Origin of the sequence: Leucobacter sp. 7(1) (assembly GCF_900163635.1) — a bacterium.
In the GTDB taxonomy this organism is placed as follows: domain Bacteria; phylum Actinomycetota; class Actinomycetes; order Actinomycetales; family Microbacteriaceae; genus Leucobacter.
The window spans coordinates 38,949-57,337 of sequence record NZ_FUID01000067.1 but is presented as its reverse complement, the minus strand read 5'-3'; the positions used below and the strand labels follow the sequence as shown (position 1 = coordinate 57,337).

The window sequence follows — 18,389 nt, the reverse complement described above, 5'->3', positions numbered from 1 at the left end:
GAGGGGACGCACTTCGGGGTCATTCGAGGGGGTTGACCCCGAAGTGCGTCCCCTCGATGTTCGGCCCGGGGCCCGATCAGGGGCCGAACCCGGGGCCCTGCCCGGAGCCACGCCTGGCTCCCTGCGCGAAGTTCTGGTCTCGTAGTGGGTTTATCGCGGGGAGCGCGGGGCAAGCCGCCACAGCAGGGTGCGCTCGCGTGACCGGGCCGCATGGAGCGGGTCGCTCGTGTCGCTCGCCCGTGAGTGGCGCGGCGCGGTTTCGTGAGTGCCGACGACCTCGAGGCCGGCCTCCGCGATGCGGCTCAAGAACTCCTCGCGGCTGCGCAGACCGAGGATCTCGGCGAGATCGGACAGGATCAGCCAGCCCTCGCCGCCCGGGGTGAGGCGATTGGCGAGCCCGTCGAGGAAGCGGTGCAGCACCTCGGACGCCGGATCGTAGATCCCCAGCTCCAAGTCAGAGGTGGGGGTACCGGGCAACCAGGGCGGGTTGCACACGACGACGTCGGCGCGCAGCTTCGGATCCGTCGGCCAGAGATCGGCCTCAACGACGGAGACGAGTTCCGCGACGCCGAGCTTGCGCATGTTCTCGGCTGCGCAGTGCACCGCGCGCGGGTTGATGTCGGTCGCGAGCACCGCGCGGGCCCCGCGGCGGCCGATCAGAGCGGCGAGCACCCCGGTTCCCGTGCCGATGTCGAACACGACCGGGTGCGGGGCCGAGTCCGGGAAGGGGGCCTCCATGACGAGGTCCAGGTACTCGTCGCGCGTCGGTGTGAAGACGCCGTAGGCCGGGGTGATCCGCGCCCCGAGTGCCTCGACATGGATTCCCGTGCGGTGCCACTGGTAGGCACCGATCACGCCGATGAGCTCGGAGAGTGACACGAGGGTGGTGCCGGGGGAGTCGCCGGTGAGCGCCGGTCCGTAGGCGTGGGCGCACGCGTCGCGGACATCGGGTGCGCGGCGCAGCCGGATCGTGTAATCGCTCTCGAGTGCGATGACGATCTTGCCGAGGAGCTCGGCGCGGGCCGCGCGCTCGGCGCGGTGGGTGTGGAAGAGTGCTCCCAGTTCGGTGTCGCGGGCCGAGGCCGTGCGGGACTCGCGCTTCTGGAGGCGGCGATCCATCGCCTTGAGCAGGTGCTTCGCGTTCTCGAAATCGCCACGCCAGAGCAGTACGGTGTCGGGCTGTGCCAGTCGCAGGGCGGTGTTCGCGCCCGTTGCGTCGTCGATGACGATAACGCGAGCGGGGGCGGGGGTGCCGTTCTCCGAGTGCCAGCGTGCGGTCTGGCGCACGCCGTCTTCGGCCCAACGAACCTGTGCCATGTGGTGCTCCCCTGATCGACGGTGCGGCGGGCGGCCGCGGAACGCCGGATCGGTCGACCCTGTGCCGCGGGGCACCAGGAGGTGATTTCCGTACGCGGCTCCGAAAGTACCACAGGCATGGAAATGGAATGCGGGTGGCTCGGCACGGGGGCTGCGCCGGTGCCGCTGAGAATGTCTGACGTCCCCGGTACCCTCGCCGCATGAACCCGTTTCGATTGGCCACGCGCCGCCGTCCGCCATCGCGGGCGGGGCCGGTGGCCCCTGCGCGCGGTGCCAGCGCGGTGCCCGTGCCCTGGCAGGTGACGCTGCGCTCGCCCAGCGGAGTCATCGAGGTTGAGTATCGCGGGGTCGCCCCCGCGAAGCACGTGCGGTTCGCACTGGCGGGCCAAGGCTTGCTCGGGTTGTCGCTGCCACAGACTGTGGTGCCGGGAGAGCGGGTGCGGGTCACGCTCCGCGGGAGCCATGCCGAGGCCACAACCTGTGCCGCGGACGCGATGCTCGTACTGCGGTGGTTTGAGTCCGACGGCACCGAATTGCTCTGGCCGATCGCGCTCTGAGAGTGCAGCGAACTTCAAAATTGTCAAGCGGAAACGGGTGAAAAATGTGGCTCGTGGGTGCGGGCGAGGCGACACGCCGAGCCGGGGGTGTGGATCAATTCTCTTTCTCCCCACCCGGCCTGTGGATAACCCTCCCGGAGGGGCGGAACCGCGCCGAAAGTTGTCCCCAAGCGGCGATCAAATCGGTGGAAAGTCCGTGGAAAACTACATTGGTGTAACTACATCATGTTGTGGTTGAGGAAGGTGTGGTTCACTAGATGTAGTGCCTCGGCGTGAGGTGCGAGGTTGTGAGAGAAGGGCGTGACATGGCCATCACGGTATACACCAAGCCGTCGTGCGTGCAGTGCACCGCGACGTACCGGGCGCTCGACAGCAAGGGCATTGAGTACAACGTGCTCGACCTGTCGCAGGACGAAGCCGCACTGGAAACAGTGAAGGAGCTCGGCTACCTGCAGGCACCCGTGGTGGTGACCGACGAGGATCACTGGTCGGGCTTCCGTCCCGACAAGATCTCGGAGCTTGCTGGCCGTCTCGCCGAATAGCGACGCAGTGGAAACGCCCACGGCCGCCGTCGACTGAGGTTGCGAGCGTCGGGGCGTTTTCTCAAGGGTCGAGCATTTCGTGGTGAACGGATTTGTGGTGAACGGAGGGGATCCCGTGGTGGATCTGGTCTATTTCTCGAGCATCTCGGGCAACACAGCCCGATTTGTGGAGAAACTCGGCCGCCCGGCCCTGCGGATCCCGCTCTACTCGCGAGATGAGCCGCTCCTGGTCACTGAACCATTTGTGCTGCTGGTCCCCACATATGGTGGTGGCCCCGATACCAAGGCGGTCCCGAAGCAGGTCATCCGGTTCCTCAATGACGAGCGCAACCGGAAACACCTGCGCGGGGTGATGTCCGCCGGCAACACCAACTTTGGTGATGCATACGGCCTGGCAGGCAAGCTGATCGCGAAGAAATGCCACGTGCCGTTTCTCTACCGATTCGAACTTTTTGGAACCCCGGACGACGTGAGCGCCGTCCACGATGGATTGGAACAGTTTTGGAAGCAGCAGTGATGGAGCCCGGGCTCGAGTCCTCGAAGATCAGCGAGATGGATTATCACTCGCTGAACGCGATGCTCAACCTGTACGACGCGGACGGCAAGATCCAGTTTGAAAAGGATCGTGAAGCTGCCCGCCAGTACTTCCTGCAGCATGTCAACCAGAACATGGTGTTCTTCCATAACTTTGAAGAGCGTGTCCGGTACCTGATCGACAACGACTACTACGAGAAGGAACTTCTCGATCAGTACTCGGTGAAGTTCGTCGAGCAGCTCACGGACGAGGCCTACGCGCTGAAGTTCCGCTTCCCGGCATTCCTGGGCGCGTTCAAGTTCTTCACGTCCTACGCACTGAAGACGTTCGATGGCAAGCGCTACCTGGAGCGCTTCGAGGACCGTGTGGTCATGGTTTCTCTGGGGCTCGCCCGCGGCGACGAGGAGCTGGCTCGTGGCTTCATGCAGGAAATGATCTCGGGCCGGTTCCAGCCGGCCACACCGACCTTCCTCAACCTCGGCAAGGCGCAGCGCGGCGAGCTCGTCTCCTGCTTCCTGCTCCGCGTTGAGGACAACATGGAGTCGATCTCGCGCGGGATCAACTCGTCGCTGCAGCTGTCCAAGCGCGGCGGCGGCGTGGCGCTCTCGCTCTCGAACATCCGCGAGGCGGGTGCCCCGATCAAGAAGATCGAGAACCAGTCATCGGGCATCATCCCCGTGATGAAGCTGCTTGAAGACAGCTTCAGCTACGCGAACCAGCTCGGCGCACGTCAGGGCGCGGGTGCGGTGTACCTCTCGGCACACCACCCCGACATCATGAAGTTCCTCGACACCAAGCGGGAGAACGCGGACGAGAAGATCCGCATCAAGACGCTCTCGCTCGGTGTGGTTGTGCCGGACATCACGTTTGAACTCGCGAAGAAGAACGAGGATATGTACCTCTTCTCGCCGTACGACGTGGAGCGCGTCTACGGAGTGCCCTTCGGTGACATCTCGGTGACCGAGAAATACGCGGAGATGGTTGCGGACGCGCGCATCAAGAAGACGAAGATCAGCGCGCGCCACTTCTTCCAGACTGTTGCAGAGCTGCAGTTCGAGTCGGGCTACCCCTACATCGTGTTCGAGGACACGGTGAACCGGGAGAACCCGATCAAGGGCCGGATCAACATGTCGAACCTGTGCTCCGAGATCCTCCAGGTCAACACCCCGACCACGTACAACGAGGATCTCAGCTACGACAACATCGGCAAGGATATTTCCTGCAACCTGGGCTCGATGAACATCGCGATGGCGATGGACGGCGGCGACCTGGGCGGCACCGTGGATCTCGCGATCCGCTCGCTCACCGCGGTGAGCGACATGAGCGCGATCACCTCGGTGCGCTCGATCGAGGACGGCAACGCCCAGTCCCACGCGATCGGCCTCGGCCAGATGAACCTGCACGGCTACCTCGCTCGCGAGCACGTGCACTACGGCTCCGAAGAGGGCATCGACTTCACGAACATCTACTTCTACACGGTCCTGTTCCACGCGCTCCAGGCGTCGAATAAGATCGCGATCGAGCGGAAGTCCGTGTTTGGAGGCTTCGAGGACTCGAAGTACGCAACGGGTGAGTTCTTCGACAAGTACACCGATGGTGTGTGGTTGCCCGAGACCGAGCGTGTGCGTGAGATGTTTGCGAACTCCGGCATCGAGATCCCGACGCAGGACGACTGGCGCGAGCTGAAGGCCAGCGTCATGGAGCACGGCATCTACAACCAGAACCTGCAGGCCGTGCCGCCAACAGGCTCGATCTCCTACATCAACAACTCGACGAGCTCGATTCACCCGATCGCGTCGAAGGTGGAGATCCGCAAGGAAGGCAAGCTCGGCCGCGTCTACTATCCGGCGCCGTTTATGACAAACGACAACCTCGAGTACTACACCGACGCGTACGAGATTGGCCCGGAGAAGATCATCGACACGTACGCCGCGGCAACGCAGCACGTGGATCAGGGGCTGTCGCTGACGCTGTTCTTCAAGGACACCGCCACCACCCGCGACATCAACAAGGCGCAGATCTACGCATGGCGCAAGGGGATCAAGACGATCTACTACATTCGCCTGCGTCAGCTGGCACTGGAGGGCACCGATATGACCGAGTGCGTCTCCTGCATGCTGTAAGCGGTTGAACTCAGTCAGGCCGAGCGGTAATCCGCTCGGCCTGACGTGTATGCAGAACCGGTTCCTCGGGTCGAAAAATACACGATGTAGTGGTTGGTGGCCGCGCGTGACACAACATGTAGATCGCAAAGATGGGTGTGGCGGGTAGTTCCTGCCCGCCCAAGAAGGTAGAATCTGGGGAGTGCTTAGTGCTCCTCTCGCACATCAAAAGAGTGGGGCCGGGGGCACTTCCCGGTGTGCGCTGCTTCTGTGGTGCGGGGCGATTGCGTCTCCGACCAGGAAGTGCACCCACAGAAAACAAGACAGAGGGAGCCGATGAACTTCAAGCTGGGACACCCGGTGCAGGCGATCAACTGGAACCGGATCGAGGACGAGAAAGACCTCGAAGTCTGGAACCGCCTGGTGAACAACTTCTGGCTGCCGGAGAAGGTGCCGCTGTCCAACGACGTCCAGTCGTGGGCGACGCTCACCCCGGAAGAGCAGCTCCTCACCATGCGCGTGTTCACGGGCCTCACCCTGCTCGACACAATCCAGGGCACGGTTGGCGCGGTGTCGCTGATTCCCGACGCGATCACCCCGCACGAGGAAGCCGTCTACACGAACATTGCGTTCATGGAGTCGGTGCACGCGAAGAGCTACTCCTCGATCTTCTCGACGCTGGCCTCCACGCAGGAGATCGATGACGCGTTCCGGTGGTCGACCGAGAACCAGGCGCTGCAGAAGAAGGCGCAGATCATCGTCGATTACTACGAGGGCGACGATCCACTGAAGCGGAAGGTCGCCTCGACGCTGCTCGAGTCGTTCCTGTTCTACTCGGGCTTCTACCTCCCGATCTACTGGTCCTCGAAGGCGAAGCTGACGAACACGGCGGACCTGATCCGCCTCATCATCCGCGACGAGGCCGTGCACGGCTACTACATCGGGTACAAGTACCAGCAGAGCGTGCAGAAGGAGACGCCGGAGCGTCAGGAAGAGCTCAAGGAGTACACGTTCTCGCTCATGTACGAGCTGTACGAGAACGAGGTGAAGTACACGCAGGATCTCTATGATCCCGTGGGTCTGACCGAGGATGTCAAGAAGTTCCTGCACTACAACGCGAACAAGGCGCTGATGAACCTCGGCTACGAACCGATGTTCCCGAAGGAAATGACCGACGTGAACCCGGCGATCCTGTCGTCGCTCTCGCCGAACGCGGATGAGAACCACGACTTCTTCTCGGGCTCCGGCTCCTCCTACGTCATCGGCAAGGCCGAGGCCACCGAGGACGAGGACTGGGACTTCTAGTCGCTGCCGCGGCACCCTCTTAGCTGCGCCAAGAACACCCCTGATCCGCGAAAATTCGCAGATCAGGGGTGTTTTGGCGTTCATGGCTCGCACTGCCTGAGTGGCGCAAAAGTGATATCTGGGTGCGGGCGTGCGCGGGGCGGCGCGCCCGAGCCAGCTTCTTTCGACGTTACCAAGGCGTGATTTTCTCCCGCTTGACGCGAAGCGGCGCGGGTCATAAAGTCATGCCTAGTTAACGTATAGAGAAACCCACTTACGCTATAAGGAAGTAGCTATGGAGAACATTCTCGAAGTCTCCGGACTGAGTAAGTCGTTCGGGCGACAGCAGATCCTGCGCAAGATCGATTTCGCAGTTGCTCCGGGAACGTGCGTCTCGTTCATCGGAGAGAACGGGGCTGGGAAGTCTACGCTCGGGAAATGCCTGGTGGGAGTACACCAGCCGGAGGCCGGAGAGATGCGGTTCAAAGGCCACGCGGTGCAGCCTGGGTCGCCGAGGGCGGCGATGCAGCTCGGGATCGGTCTACTGCCGCAAGAGCTTGCCTATGTGCCAGCGATGACGGCGTACGAGAACATCGTGCTCGGGGCATGGCCCGCCCGCGCAGGATTCACGTCGCCGGCGCGGATGAAGCGCTGGGTCAATGCAGAACTTGACCGCTTAGGCCTGCAACTTGATACCGCGCAGTACATGTCCGATCTGAGCCTTGCGGACCGTCAGCTCGTAGAGATAGCGAAGGCGCTTGTGCGGCGCGCGGATTTGTTGGTACTCGACGAACCGACAGCGGCGCTCAGCTCGAAGGAGAGTAACGACCTTATCGAGTTGCTCCTGCGACTGAAAGCCGATGGGCTCTCCGCGATCTATATCTCGCACCGTATGGACGAGGTCAGTCGGTTTTCTGACGTCGTGAACGTTTTACGGAACGGGGAAATCGTGCTGAGCGCCGCGCCGCGCGACACGACCGACAGCGAACTCATCACGGCCATGCTCGGGCAGGAACCTGGCACGTTGAAATCTACGAACACAGCACCCAACACTACCGTCGTGTGTCGGGCAGATCGTCTGAACTCCACCACGGTACCGCCGCTACGCGATGTCTCCTTTGACGTACGGCAGGGTGAAGTGCTCGGTATATTTGGGGTGCGCGGCTCAGGCCAGGACGTCGTTGGCGAGGCGTTCGGCGGACTCCGTCCTGAGGTAAGTGGAAAGATCTGTATCGCCGAGGCAGAGTATGCGCCGTTCGCGACTCCCTATTCGTCGCAGGATGCCGGCGTATCGTATGTCCCTGCCGAGCGGAAACGAAACGGTCTCGTGCTCGGGATGTCGATCCGGGCAAATATTGCGCTCCCCATTGCACGCCGCGTGGCTCAGCTCTTCGGCGTGATTAACGCACAGGCCGAACGCGAAATCGCGCGTCAGTACACCTCTGAGCTCGACGTTCGATACGCATCGATGTCGCAGTCCGTTGGCGAGTTGAGCGGTGGCAATCAGCAGAAAGTGCTGCTTGGTGGCAGACTCGCCCAGCGCCCCCGAGTGCTCGTGTTGCACGAGCCTTCGCGGGGAGTCGATATCGGGGCCCGACTACAAATCCATGAACATCTCCGCGAACTCGCCCAGAACGGAACCGCGTGTCTCCTGATCACGAGCGACGTCGAAGAGGTCGTCGCAGTGAGTGACCGCATCCTCGTGATGCGCGATGGGGAGATCGCCGCGGAACTGTGCGGAAACGAGCGGAGCCAACAGAACACGATCGCCTTCGCGACAGGAGCAGAACAGTGACCACCACCAACCCCTCGGCAGCGCAGCCGATGACTTCGTCGGCTGCCGCCGCAGCTGGCACCGCTCCGGCTGTGCGTGCGGGCAGCGCTTTCACCGTCTGGCTCCGCAACTCAGCGACCATGGTAACGCTCGCCTTTTTCATCATCGCGCTGAGCGTTTACTTCGGGATTAGTACGCCGGGTTTCTTCACCATCGATAACGGCCTGGTCATTCTTTCTAGCGTCGCGGTCATTGGGATCGTATCGCTTGGCCAGACTGGCGCGATCATTACTGGCGGGTTCGACCTGTCGATCAGCGGCATGATCCCCCTGGGGGCGATTGTGTTCGCAACCGCCCTGAACTCAGGAAGTGGCTTCGCGCTCGGGCTGCTATGGGTGCTGCTGGCAGGGTTGGTGGTTGGCGTACTCAACGGGCTTCTCATCACGCGACTGCGCATCAACCCCCTGATCACCACGCTGGGCACGATGTCGATCTCCATCGGTGTTGCGCAGCTGATCGCTGGCGGGATCACGGTGCCGTTCGCGGATCCGGTCGTAAACATTCTTGCGGCGCGCAGTGTGGCAGGGATCTCGAACGGCGTCTGGATTCTGTTGGTCCTCGCTGTCCTGTTCGCCCTGATGCTCCGCTTCACGACGTTTGGCCGCTCACTGTATGCGATCGGGGGCAACTCCGAGGCGAGTTGGCTCGCGGGAATCCGCGTCGAGCGCTCAGTCACGCTGGTGTACGTCATCTCAGGCATGCTCTCGGCGTTCGCCGGTGCGCTGCTCGCAAGCCAGTTGCTCGCGGGAACCACAAATCTTGGCGCGACCGCGGCCCTCACCGCAGTCACCGCGGTGGTTCTTGGTGGAGGCTCACTATCGGGCGGCTCGGGCAGCGTAATCGGCACAATTCTCGGTGTCTTGATTCTCGGAATCTTCCAGAATGGGCTCACGATTACTCAGGTCGATCCCTTCTGGCAGCAGATTGCAACGGGCACGGTGCTGCTTGTTGCGGTCGGTGTGAGCCAGATCCGGCAACGACGCAAGCGCTCGTAGCTTTTTCCCATCGGTCGTCGCAACGACGCGCGACCATTACCCACAACACAAAGGAAACGCGTATGTTTACGAAGAAGAGACTGGCAGCCGGTGCGATGCTCGGAGTAGCGGTGCTGGCACTTGTGGGCTGCGCCTCTGCGGCTCCCGAAGCCGGCGGTGCAGCTGGTGGTGAATTTGGCGATGTGTCGGTCGCGTACGGCAGCCCCGGAGAGGCTGCGGAGTTCGAAGTCACGATTAGCGACGGTGTCGAGGAGGTCGCGAAGGAAGTCGGCGTCGGTTTCAAGCTGTACAACAACAAAGACGATGGTGAGATTGCGCTCACCAATGCCCAGCTGATGGTGCAGGGGGCACCCGACGTGATCGTAGAGTATTCGCTCACGTCAGGTGTCAATCAGGCACTCGGAAACACTTTCACCGCGAGCGGGATCCCGTGTATAGCGGTCAACGTCGAGACGCCTGGGTGCTCATTGATCAACCTCAGCAACAGAAAGGCTGGCGAAGACGCGGCAAAAATCATGGCCGCTGAAGCGCTCTCACGCGGCTGGACGGCCGCTGATACGTCCGTGCTCGCCGTGCAGTGCGCCACGTGTGGTACCGAGGTCAACGATTCGCCGCGCTACTTCTATACCCAGGCCGCGGCAGATATGGGACTTGAGCAGGTGAAACCGGAAGAGATCAACGAGAAGACAACTGTTCTCGGGGCGAATCTGAACCAGGTTGATGGCGGCACAGCACGCGACACTGCCTACGACTCAGTCAAGGCTGCGCTGCAGGCGATCCCGAAGGACCGCCACCTGATGGTGTTTAGCCCGAATGACGATCTGACCCTCGGCGCCTGGCGCGCGCTCGACGAGGCGGGTCGCAACGACAACACGCTGATCGGAGGCAATAATGGCTCATCCGAGGGACTTGACCAACTGCGGAGCAACCCGTCATGGGTCGTCGAAGGCACCATGTTCCTTCCCCAGTGGGGTCAGTATGTGATTGCGATGGCCGTTGCCGTGGCGAACGGTGCGACGCCGCCCGATCTCACGCCGCTGCCGCAGTACGCAATGGATAAGAAGACTGTCGAAGAGTATTACCCGGGTGACGCGACGGTGGCGGTGAAACTCCCGCCGCTCGAGCCGGAGGCCGAGTATCTTGCAGAATCCGGGGTCCTGCAGAAGTTGGGCTTTGTAGAAGGGCTGGACTAACCGTTCGGGGTGGCTGATTCGCTCCGTGGATCGGCCACCCACACCGTTGTTGTACATAAGGAACGCTACATGACTGCATCCCGTACCGTCACCACGATGCGCGGCCCCATCGATGCCGAGGGCCTGGGTTTCACGCTGATGCACGAGCACCTTTTCGTGCGATCACTGGAAACGGCGCAGAACTACTCAACCACCTGGGACAGCGATGACGTGAGAGTCGCGGACGCAGTCCGCCAACTCGAAGCCGTGCGTGCGGACGGTGTATCAGCGATTGTCGATCTCACCGTCCTAGGTATTGGGCGCGATATTCGACTCATGGATCGCGTGGCGCAAGAGGTTGGACTACACATCATCGCAGCGACCGGTGCGTACGTGCTTGATCGCTTGCCGTATCACTTCCGGTTTCACCCGCCGACCCGCAACGGTGACTTGGCTGCAGGGCTTGCGGAATGGTTCGTGCGAGACATAGAAGAAGGGATCGCCGGCACACGAATTCGAGCTGGAGTGATTAAGTGCGCGACTGACACTGCCGGGATGACTGAGGACGTAGTTGCGAGTGTTCGGGCAGCTGCGATCACCGCAAACCACACGGGTGCGCTCATCATGACCCACGCCGACGCAGCGCTGCGCAACGGCCACGATCAGCAACGGATCTTTGTGCAGGAGGGTGTCGACCTTAGCCGAGTGGTCATCGGCCACGTCGGCGATTCAACTGATCTGAACTACCACCGTTCTTTGATGGACTCCGGGATGACGATCGGCCTCGACCGCTTTGGCCTCGGACTGTCGACCAGCGAACGAGTTGCTGCCATCGTTACGCTGTGTCGTGAAGGGTATTCAGACCGAATGGTGCTGTCTCATGATGCGGCGTGCCACTCGGAATGGATTGACACTGCCACTCCAGGGCTCGAGAACTGGAACTTTCAGTACGTGCCCCGCGTGGTCGTGCCGCTACTCCACGAGAAAGGCGTCGCCGAATCCGACGTGCAGAATCTCGTGGTCAACAACCCACAACGATTGCTGGGCATGGCCCGGACGAGTGAGGAGCGAGAGCGATGAGCGAAACCGCGAAGGGAAACATTCTTTCGTCAGCCACACGGGTGCTGTCGGGGCTGGAGATCATTTGTCGGGCGGACTCCCCAGTCTCGCTCGCGCAGCTTGCCACGGAGTTGGACTGTTCGCAGGTGAGTGCGTATCGCATCGCCCAGACCCTGATCGCGACCGGGTATGTGCATGCAGCCGGAAATGGCAAGGGTGGCTACGAGCCGGGGTGGCGGATCGTTGAACTCGCCTCACCGATGCTCGCGAGGAACCAGCTGCGTTCATTCGCACAACCGATCCTGCGTGAGCTTGCGGTTCGATATGACGAATCGATTACCTTGGCGATTCCTGACGGGAGCAGCGTATTGTTCGTCGATCGGGTCAGCGGTCCGCGCACGATCGAGTTCTTCTGTGATGTGGGCCGGCGGCTGCCGTTGCACATCGGTGCCGCTTCGCGGGCCGTTCTCGCGCACTATCCGGATGAGCTATTTGAACAGTACGTGGCTGGCCCACTGTCACGGATGACCCAGGAAACCAACGTGACTGAGGCGCGACTGCGGCAGGACCGTGACGCGATCCTTGAACGCGGCTACGCCGTGAGCAGGGAAGACGTGGAGGTGGGAATTACCGGCGTCGCTGCAGTGATCAAGAACCGGTCGGGCGACGTACTCGGTGCTGCTGCGATCGCGAACATCAGTGCCCGTTGGGATCAGACAGAAATCGAGACGCGTGGTGCAGTGATGGTCGAAGCGTGCGCGCAAATCGGTGAACGGGCTGCTCTCGTAACGCAGCGACTCACCCTGGACGGAGCGTCGACCGATGACAACTGAGTGCGCTGAACTTTTCTACGAGCTGGAACCGGATCTCCCGATGAGCCGATGGGTTGAGGACGGTGCGAGCGCGCGCCTACGCATGCTCGATGCGTCGGGCGGACAGTTTGTTGAAGGCTTCGATTATGAGGGCGTTGACCGGTCACAGCTCTTCCCCGTTACCGGACCGATCGGGCTGGTGGGAGCGCGGGCGGGCGACACGATCGCCATCCACGTGCGAGAACTTCTCGCAGACCCACTCGGGCACACATGGACCCGTCGGGGCCTGGGATTTGCGGCACCGACCGACTTTCGGGTGCGGGCGCTTTCCACAGCTGACCCGGTCATCAACTGGGCCACTGGCCGCGCAATTCCAGTGGTACCGAGACCGCATCTCGGGACCCTGGGTGTGCTTCCGGGGGAGTCGTTTGAGCCCCGGTCACTGGGTATCCACGGGGGCAATATTGATACGGTGCATTTGGGGGCGGGAGCAACGCTGTGGGTGATCGCACAGGTCGATGGTGGAGGTGTCTTCGCCGGCGACACACACGCAGCGATCGGCGATGCGGAGATCTGCGGCACGGGGATTGAAGCAGCAGCCGTTTGCACCCTCAATCTCTCGGTGGAACGTGATTGGGAGCCTCTGCTCCCGACGCTCTATGCCGACGGCAAGTACCGCTTGATCGCAGATGGAGACTCGACAGATGAGGCGCTGGAACGTGGAGTACGCGCCTGCACCGAACTCTTCGCACGCGCGTCAGGCATGTCGGTGGGAGACGCCTATCTCGCGATCGGACTACTCCTTGAAGTTGAGCTGTGCCAGGTCGTGAATCCCCGGCGGAGCGTGAGCGTTTCGCTCGGGTCCGGTGCCGATTTGGTACTAGGTCCGCGGTGGCGGGAGTGGTAAATTGAACCAGTTGCGCACGGTGCTCGGCGACATGACGCTCGCGCCAGACGCGCGGATCCTGCCGCATGAGCACCTGCTCTGCGACTTTTCACCCGTTACCGGGCAGCTCGATCACATCCTGAACGAATGGGAACTCGCGCGAGATGAGCTCGCGACCGTCAACGCCGCGGGCGTCGGAGCGCTCATCGAGGTGACCCCGCCGGATCTCGGACGAGACCCTGCGGGCCTGGTCCGTGTCGCGGGCGCGACAGGGATCGGCGTGGTGATGGCGACGGGCTGGTACCGGGAGTCGTTCTATCCGGCTGAGATTGATCAGCGCTCGGTCGGTGACCTAGCGGCCGAGATGGTTAGGGAACTCACGGAGGGAGTGCCTCTCAGTGATGGCAGCATGGTACGAGCTGGCGTGATCGGTGAGCTTGGCACCGAACACCGCTATATCACCGCCCGCGAGGAGCGTGTGTTCCGAGCTGCAGCGCGAGCTGCGAGCGAAACAGGCGCTCCGCTCACAACGCACACCGGTGTATATCCGAGCGGCACCGCACAGCTGGAGGTGCTGTTTGACGCTGGACTTGCAGCGGAACAAATCATTATCGGTCACGCGGATATGCACCTTGATCAGGAATATCATCTGCGTCTGTTGCGTGCCGGAGTGATGATCCAGTTCGACACGACGGGGCGTACACACCTCAATTCCGACGTGCGGCGCGCAGATCACCTTGTCGCTTTGATTCGGGACGGCTGGCTCGAACAGCTCATGATCTCGAGTGATCGATGTTTCAAGAGCGACTTGCTCGCATTCGGGGGAGTGGGGTACGAACACTCAGTGGTGGCCTTTGCCCAGCTCCTCACGGAGCGGGGCGTATCCGCAGAGGAGCTTTGGGTATTGACCGCGGCCAACCCGAGACGCGTGTTCGCCTGGGCATAGCGGTGGGGAGCTCCACGCTCGGACGCGTACGTCGTAACTGCAGGAGACAGAGCACACGCCAGAAACACTGAGGGGGCACCGCGTGCTCAGCACGCGATGCCCCCTCAGTGATCTGCGAAGACTTAGTTCACGTCTTCGTCAACCCAGTTGCTCGACTTCTCGACAGCCTTGCGCCAGTTGCGGAGCAGACGCTGCCGCTCGGCGTCGTCCATCGACGGCTCCCAGCGGCGATCTTCCTGCCAGTTCGCGGAGAGATCGTCGAGGCCCGACCAGAACCCGACCGCGAGGCCGGCGGCGTAGGCCGCCCCGAGCGCGGTGGTCTCGGCGACGACCGGGCGCACCACGGGCACGCCGAGCACGTCGGCCTGGAACTGCATGAGCGCGTTGTTCGCGACCATGCCGCCATCGACCTTGAGCTCCGTGAGGTCTACGCCAGCGTCCGCGTTGACCGCGTCGAGCACGTCGCGCGTCTGGTACGCGACTGCCTCGAGTGCGGCGCGAGCGATGTGGCCCTTGTTCGCGTAGCGGGTGAGGCCGAGGATCGCGCCGCGGGCGTCGGGGCGCCAGTACGGGGCGAACAGCCCGGAGAACGCGGGCACAATGTAGACGCCACCGTTGTCGGGGACGCTGTCGGCGAGCTCCTCGACCTCGGGTGCGCTGCTGATGATCCCCAGCTGATCCCGCAGCCACTGGATGAGGGAGCCTGTCACGGCGATCGAGCCCTCAAGGGCGTAGTGTGCGGGGCCGTCGCCGAGCTTGTAGCCAACGGTGGTGAGCAGCCCGTTCTTCGAGTGGACGATGTCCTCGCCCGTATTGAAGATCAGGAAGCAGCCGGTGCCGTAGGTGTTCTTCGACTCGCCCGCGGTGAACGCAGCCTGCCCGAAGGTCGCGGCCTGCTGGTCGCCGAGGATGCCCGAGATTGGGGTTTCGCGCAGCAGCGAGGAATCCTCGGCAACGCCGTAGACCTCGGAGGAGGACTTGATCTCGGGGAGCATGGAACGCGGCACCCCGAAGGCCTCAAGAATGTCGTCGCGCCACTGAAGCGTCTTGAGATCCATGAACATTGTGCGGGATGCGTTGGTGACGTCGGTGACGTGTACGCCACCATCGGCACCGCCGGTGAGGTTCCACAGCACCCAGGCGTCGGTGGTGCCGAAAATCAGATCCCCCGCCTCGGCAGCCGCGCGGGCCCCGTCGACGTTCTCGAGGATCCAGGCAACCTTGGTGCCCGAGAAGTAGGTCGCGAGCGGTAGCCCGACGATCTCCTTGAACCGGTCCGTGCCGCCGTCGGCCGCGAGGCGGTCCACGATGTCCTGCGTGCGCGTGTCCTGCCACACGATCGCGTTGTAGACCGGCTTGCCCGTCTTGCGGTTCCACACCACGGTGGTCTCGCGCTGGTTCGTGATGCCGATCGCGGCGATGTCGTGCCGGGTGAGGTCGGCGCGGCCGAGGGCGATGCCGATGACCTCCTGCACGTTGCCCCAGATCTCGGTGGCGTTGTGTTCGACCCAGCCTGCCTGCGGCATGATCTGCTCATGCTCCTTCTGGCCGACGGAGATGATGGTGCCACTGCGGTCGAAGATGATCGCGCGGCTGGAGGTCGTGCCCTGGTCGATGGCGATGACGTACTGAGACATTGTCTTCCCTTCTTACCGGTAAATTCGTGTGCGGTGCGCGCGAGACTACGCGATGAAGCCGAGCAGTGCGGGAGCCGCGAGGGCTGCGATCGCGCCGCCGACGAGCGGGCCGACAACGGGCACCCAGGCGTACGACCAGTCACTCGAACCCTTGCCCTTGATCGGGAGGATCGCGTGCGCGATGCGCGGGCCGAGGTCACGGGCCGGGTTGATCGCGTAGCCGGTCGGGCCACCGAGGGAGGCGCCGATGCCGACAACGACGAGCGCGACGGGCAGGGCCGAGAGCGCGCCCAGGCCGCCGGGGACGCCGATGTTGATGTCGCCGTAGTCAGCGAACGCGAATACTGCAAAGACGAGCACAAAGGTCGCGATGACCTCGGTCATGAAGTTCGTGCCGTAGGAACGGATCTGCGGCCCGGTAGCGAAGACGCCGAGCTTCGTGGTGGCCTCCGGCTCCTCGTCGAAGTGCTGGCGGTAGGCGACCCAGCACAGGATCGCGCCGACGATTGCACCGAGCAGTTCAGCCGCGGTGGCGAGCAGGAACTGGGCCACGGTGATCTTGCCGGCGATCAGGAGGCCGAAGCCGACGGCAGGGTTCAGGATCGCGCCGGAGTAGGCGGAGGCGAGCACACCGATGAACACCGCGAGGCCCCAGCCCCAGTTGATCATCAGGAAGCCGCCGCCGTTGCCCTTTGTCTTCGTGAGAATGACGTTGGCGACGACGCCGCAGCCGAGGAGTACGAGCAGGCCCGTACCGACGGCCTCGGAGAGGAAGTACAGCCCGAGGTTGATGTCTTGCATGTCTTCGTTGACCTTTCGGTTTCGCCCGTCGCGCAGGTGCTGCGGGCGGAGCGGAGGGAGGGGCGGGCCCGAAGCATGGTCGTCCGGGCCCGATACTGCGGTACTGCAATTTCGGTGGTGCTATTCAGTTGTTGAGATCTGTGGAAAATCTGCGGCGGATCGGCTGACCCGGGTGCGCTAGTCGTTCAAGAGCGCGGCACCGGTGGTGACATCGATGCGGTGTGCAACACGTAGCAGCTCGCTCATGCGCTCAACCTCTTCGGTGACCCGAGACTCGTCCCACTCGAGCGCCGGCGCGATCGCGTCGGCTGCAGCGCGCAGCCGCTCCGGGGTGAGGCCGCCGATGAACGCGAGTGAGGTGCGGCGCAGCAGGAGGTCGTCGAGGTGCACAACCTGTTCGGTCTGGGCAAGGTGAGCAAGCTCCGCGGAGGTGTAGCCGGGGAGCGCGTCGAGGGAGGTTGCCGTCTCCGGTTCAGCGCGCAGGATTTCCTCGGCGCGTGTGCCGTAGCGGGACAGGAGCTGGGCAACCCGGTCTGAGCTGCGTCCGTCGGCGTGCGAGGTGAGCCACTTTGTGCGCTCGGCGTCGCTGCGTGGGAAGCCCGCGCCGCCACCGATGGACAGCGTCTCGGTGCTGCGCGTGCGGCTCGATCCGAGCACCGCGAGGGTGTCGTTGGTGAGGTGTTCTGCGAGGGCGCGGAACGTGGTCCACTTGCCACCGACGAGGCTGAGCAGTGGGACGCCCTGGACCTCGGACTCGACGATCCGGTAGTCGCGGGACACGAAGCCCGGCGTGGTGTCATCGTGCCGGGGGAGCGGACGGATGCCGGAGAACGTGTACACGATCTGCGAGCGGTCGACGGCAATCTTCGGGAACACATGCGAGATCAGGTCGAAGAAGTAGTCGACCTCGTCGCTTGTGCACACGGGGGCTTCGCGGGGGTCGGCGTCGATGTCGGTCGTGCCGACGAGGACGCGATCCTTGAGCGGGTAGATCAGCACGATTCGGCCGTCGGAGTGCTCGAAGAAGATCTCGCGGCCGGCGGTCGCGGCGAGCAGCTCGGGGTTGTCGAGCACGATGTGGGAGCCCTTGGTGCCGCCCATGTACTCGGTGGGAGTGCCGAGGGCCTCGTTCGTGAGGTCAGTCCAAGGCCCGCTGGTGTTGAGCACCACGCGCGCCGTAAAGGTGAACTCGTCGCCGGTTGCCGCATCGCGCAGGCGGACTCCGCCGTCGGTGAAGCCCACGGCAGGGAGGTAGTTCGCGGCCCGGGCCCGGCCGCCGCCGGCGACCTCACCGTCGTGCATCACGTCGAGCGCGAGCCGCTCGGGATCGTGCATCGACGCATCGTAGTAGGTCGCCGTGTAGGACAGCTCGGGGTTGATGTGCGGCAGCTCGGCGAGTGAGCGCTTGCGCCCCAGGAAGCGGTGACGCGGTACCTGGCCGCCGTCGCGCGAGAACGTGTCGTACATCGTCAGGCCCATCTTGATGAGCGCGGCCCCGCGCTCGCGCGGCTTGCCGCGGCCGTGGGTGACGAGGAGGCGGAAGGGGGCCGAGAGGATCCCCGAGAACGTCGAGAAGATCGGGATCGTGGTCTCGAGCGGCTTCACGTAGTGCGGCGCGGAGCGAAGCAGGCGGTTGCGCTCGGTCACCGATTCCTTGACGAGCCGGAACTCACCGTTCTCGAGGTAGCGGATTCCGCCGTGAATCATGTGGCTCGACGCGGAAGATGCGCCGGAAACGAAGTCGCCCTGCTCAACGAGGGCCACGTCGACACCCTGGAGCGCGAGATCACGGAACGTAGCGATGCCGTTGATGCCACCCCCAATGACGAGCACGTCCGCCTGCGGGCGGTCGCGGAGCTGTTGGACGGAGCTGCGGATGCGTGACATGAGCCATTCTCGGTTTCGGGAAT

Annotated in this window: 16 protein-coding genes; 12 read left to right on the top strand and 4 right to left on the bottom strand. The window is 63.2% G+C overall.

Annotated features, from left to right (window positions below; translation table 11 throughout):
- Window positions 1-150: 150 nt before the first annotated feature.
- Window positions 151-1,317, bottom strand: a complete 1,167-nt coding sequence (locus tag FM113_RS13055) for a methyltransferase (RefSeq protein WP_087015251.1) — start codon at window positions 1,315-1,317, stop codon at window positions 151-153.
- A 200-nt stretch (window positions 1,318-1,517) separates the two neighbouring features.
- On the opposite strand from FM113_RS13055, the gene FM113_RS13050 reads away from it, so the two are divergent.
- The 12 genes from FM113_RS13050 (at window position 1,518) to FM113_RS12995 (ending at window position 14,041) form a co-directional block, all read left to right on the top strand.
- Window positions 1,518-1,874, top strand: coding sequence for a hypothetical protein (locus FM113_RS13050; protein ID WP_140393365.1), 357 nt, complete (start codon window positions 1,518-1,520; stop codon window positions 1,872-1,874).
- 305 nt (window positions 1,875-2,179) lie between these two features.
- Window positions 2,180-2,416 (top strand): glutaredoxin-like protein NrdH, encoded by a 237-nt coding sequence (gene nrdH / locus FM113_RS13045; protein WP_087015249.1) that lies wholly within the window; start codon window positions 2,180-2,182, stop codon window positions 2,414-2,416.
- A gap of 115 nt (window positions 2,417-2,531) precedes the next feature.
- Window positions 2,532-2,933: a class Ib ribonucleoside-diphosphate reductase assembly flavoprotein NrdI gene (nrdI, locus tag FM113_RS13040; RefSeq protein WP_087015258.1), complete on the top strand. Its 402-nt coding sequence runs from the start codon at window positions 2,532-2,534 to the stop codon at window positions 2,931-2,933.
- Window positions 2,933-5,074, top strand: a complete 2,142-nt coding sequence (gene nrdE / locus FM113_RS13035; RefSeq protein WP_176387226.1) for a class 1b ribonucleoside-diphosphate reductase subunit alpha — start codon at window positions 2,933-2,935, stop codon at window positions 5,072-5,074. The genes nrdI and nrdE overlap by 1 nt, the downstream gene beginning before the upstream one ends.
- A gap of 315 nt (window positions 5,075-5,389) precedes the next feature.
- The gene (nrdF, locus tag FM113_RS13030; protein ID WP_087015248.1) at window positions 5,390-6,358 is read left to right on the top strand and encodes a class 1b ribonucleoside-diphosphate reductase subunit beta; all 969 of its coding nucleotides are present in this window, start codon (window positions 5,390-5,392) and stop codon (window positions 6,356-6,358) included.
- A gap of 274 nt (window positions 6,359-6,632) precedes the next feature.
- Window positions 6,633-8,132: a sugar ABC transporter ATP-binding protein gene (locus FM113_RS13025; protein WP_087015247.1), complete on the top strand. Its 1,500-nt coding sequence runs from the start codon at window positions 6,633-6,635 to the stop codon at window positions 8,130-8,132.
- Window positions 8,129-9,166, top strand: a complete 1,038-nt coding sequence (locus FM113_RS13020; RefSeq protein ID WP_087015246.1) for an ABC transporter permease — start codon at window positions 8,129-8,131, stop codon at window positions 9,164-9,166. The genes FM113_RS13025 and FM113_RS13020 overlap by 4 nt, the downstream gene beginning before the upstream one ends.
- A gap of 62 nt (window positions 9,167-9,228) precedes the next feature.
- The gene (locus FM113_RS13015) at window positions 9,229-10,359 is read left to right on the top strand and encodes a sugar ABC transporter substrate-binding protein (RefSeq protein ID WP_087015245.1); all 1,131 of its coding nucleotides are present in this window, start codon (window positions 9,229-9,231) and stop codon (window positions 10,357-10,359) included.
- Between the two features lie 69 nt (window positions 10,360-10,428).
- Window positions 10,429-11,418, top strand: coding sequence for a phosphotriesterase (locus FM113_RS13010; RefSeq protein ID WP_087015244.1), 990 nt, complete (start codon window positions 10,429-10,431; stop codon window positions 11,416-11,418).
- On the top strand, window positions 11,415-12,230 hold the full coding sequence (locus tag FM113_RS13005; RefSeq protein ID WP_087015243.1) for an IclR family transcriptional regulator: 816 nt from the start codon (window positions 11,415-11,417) through the stop codon (window positions 12,228-12,230). The genes FM113_RS13010 and FM113_RS13005 overlap by 4 nt, the downstream gene beginning before the upstream one ends.
- Window positions 12,220-13,116: an acetamidase/formamidase family protein gene (locus FM113_RS13000; RefSeq protein ID WP_087015242.1), complete on the top strand. Its 897-nt coding sequence runs from the start codon at window positions 12,220-12,222 to the stop codon at window positions 13,114-13,116. The genes FM113_RS13005 and FM113_RS13000 overlap by 11 nt, the downstream gene beginning before the upstream one ends.
- Window position 13,117: 1 nt before the next feature.
- Window positions 13,118-14,041, top strand: a complete 924-nt coding sequence (locus FM113_RS12995; RefSeq protein ID WP_087015241.1) for a phosphotriesterase — start codon at window positions 13,118-13,120, stop codon at window positions 14,039-14,041.
- A 122-nt stretch (window positions 14,042-14,163) separates the two neighbouring features.
- Here the strand turns inward: FM113_RS12995 and glpK are convergent, their stop codons facing one another.
- The 3 genes from glpK to FM113_RS12980 form a co-directional block, all read right to left on the bottom strand.
- Window positions 14,164-15,678 (bottom strand): glycerol kinase GlpK, encoded by a 1,515-nt coding sequence (glpK, locus tag FM113_RS12990; RefSeq protein WP_087015240.1) that lies wholly within the window; start codon window positions 15,676-15,678, stop codon window positions 14,164-14,166.
- Between the two features lie 45 nt (window positions 15,679-15,723).
- Window positions 15,724-16,479 carry an MIP/aquaporin family protein gene (locus FM113_RS12985; RefSeq protein ID WP_087015239.1) on the bottom strand — a complete coding sequence of 252 codons (756 nt, stop codon included), beginning with the start codon at window positions 16,477-16,479 and terminating at the stop codon, window positions 15,724-15,726.
- A 177-nt stretch (window positions 16,480-16,656) separates the two neighbouring features.
- Window positions 16,657-18,366 (bottom strand): glycerol-3-phosphate dehydrogenase/oxidase, encoded by a 1,710-nt coding sequence (locus FM113_RS12980; protein WP_087015238.1) that lies wholly within the window; start codon window positions 18,364-18,366, stop codon window positions 16,657-16,659.
- Window positions 18,367-18,389: the final 23 nt, after the last annotated feature.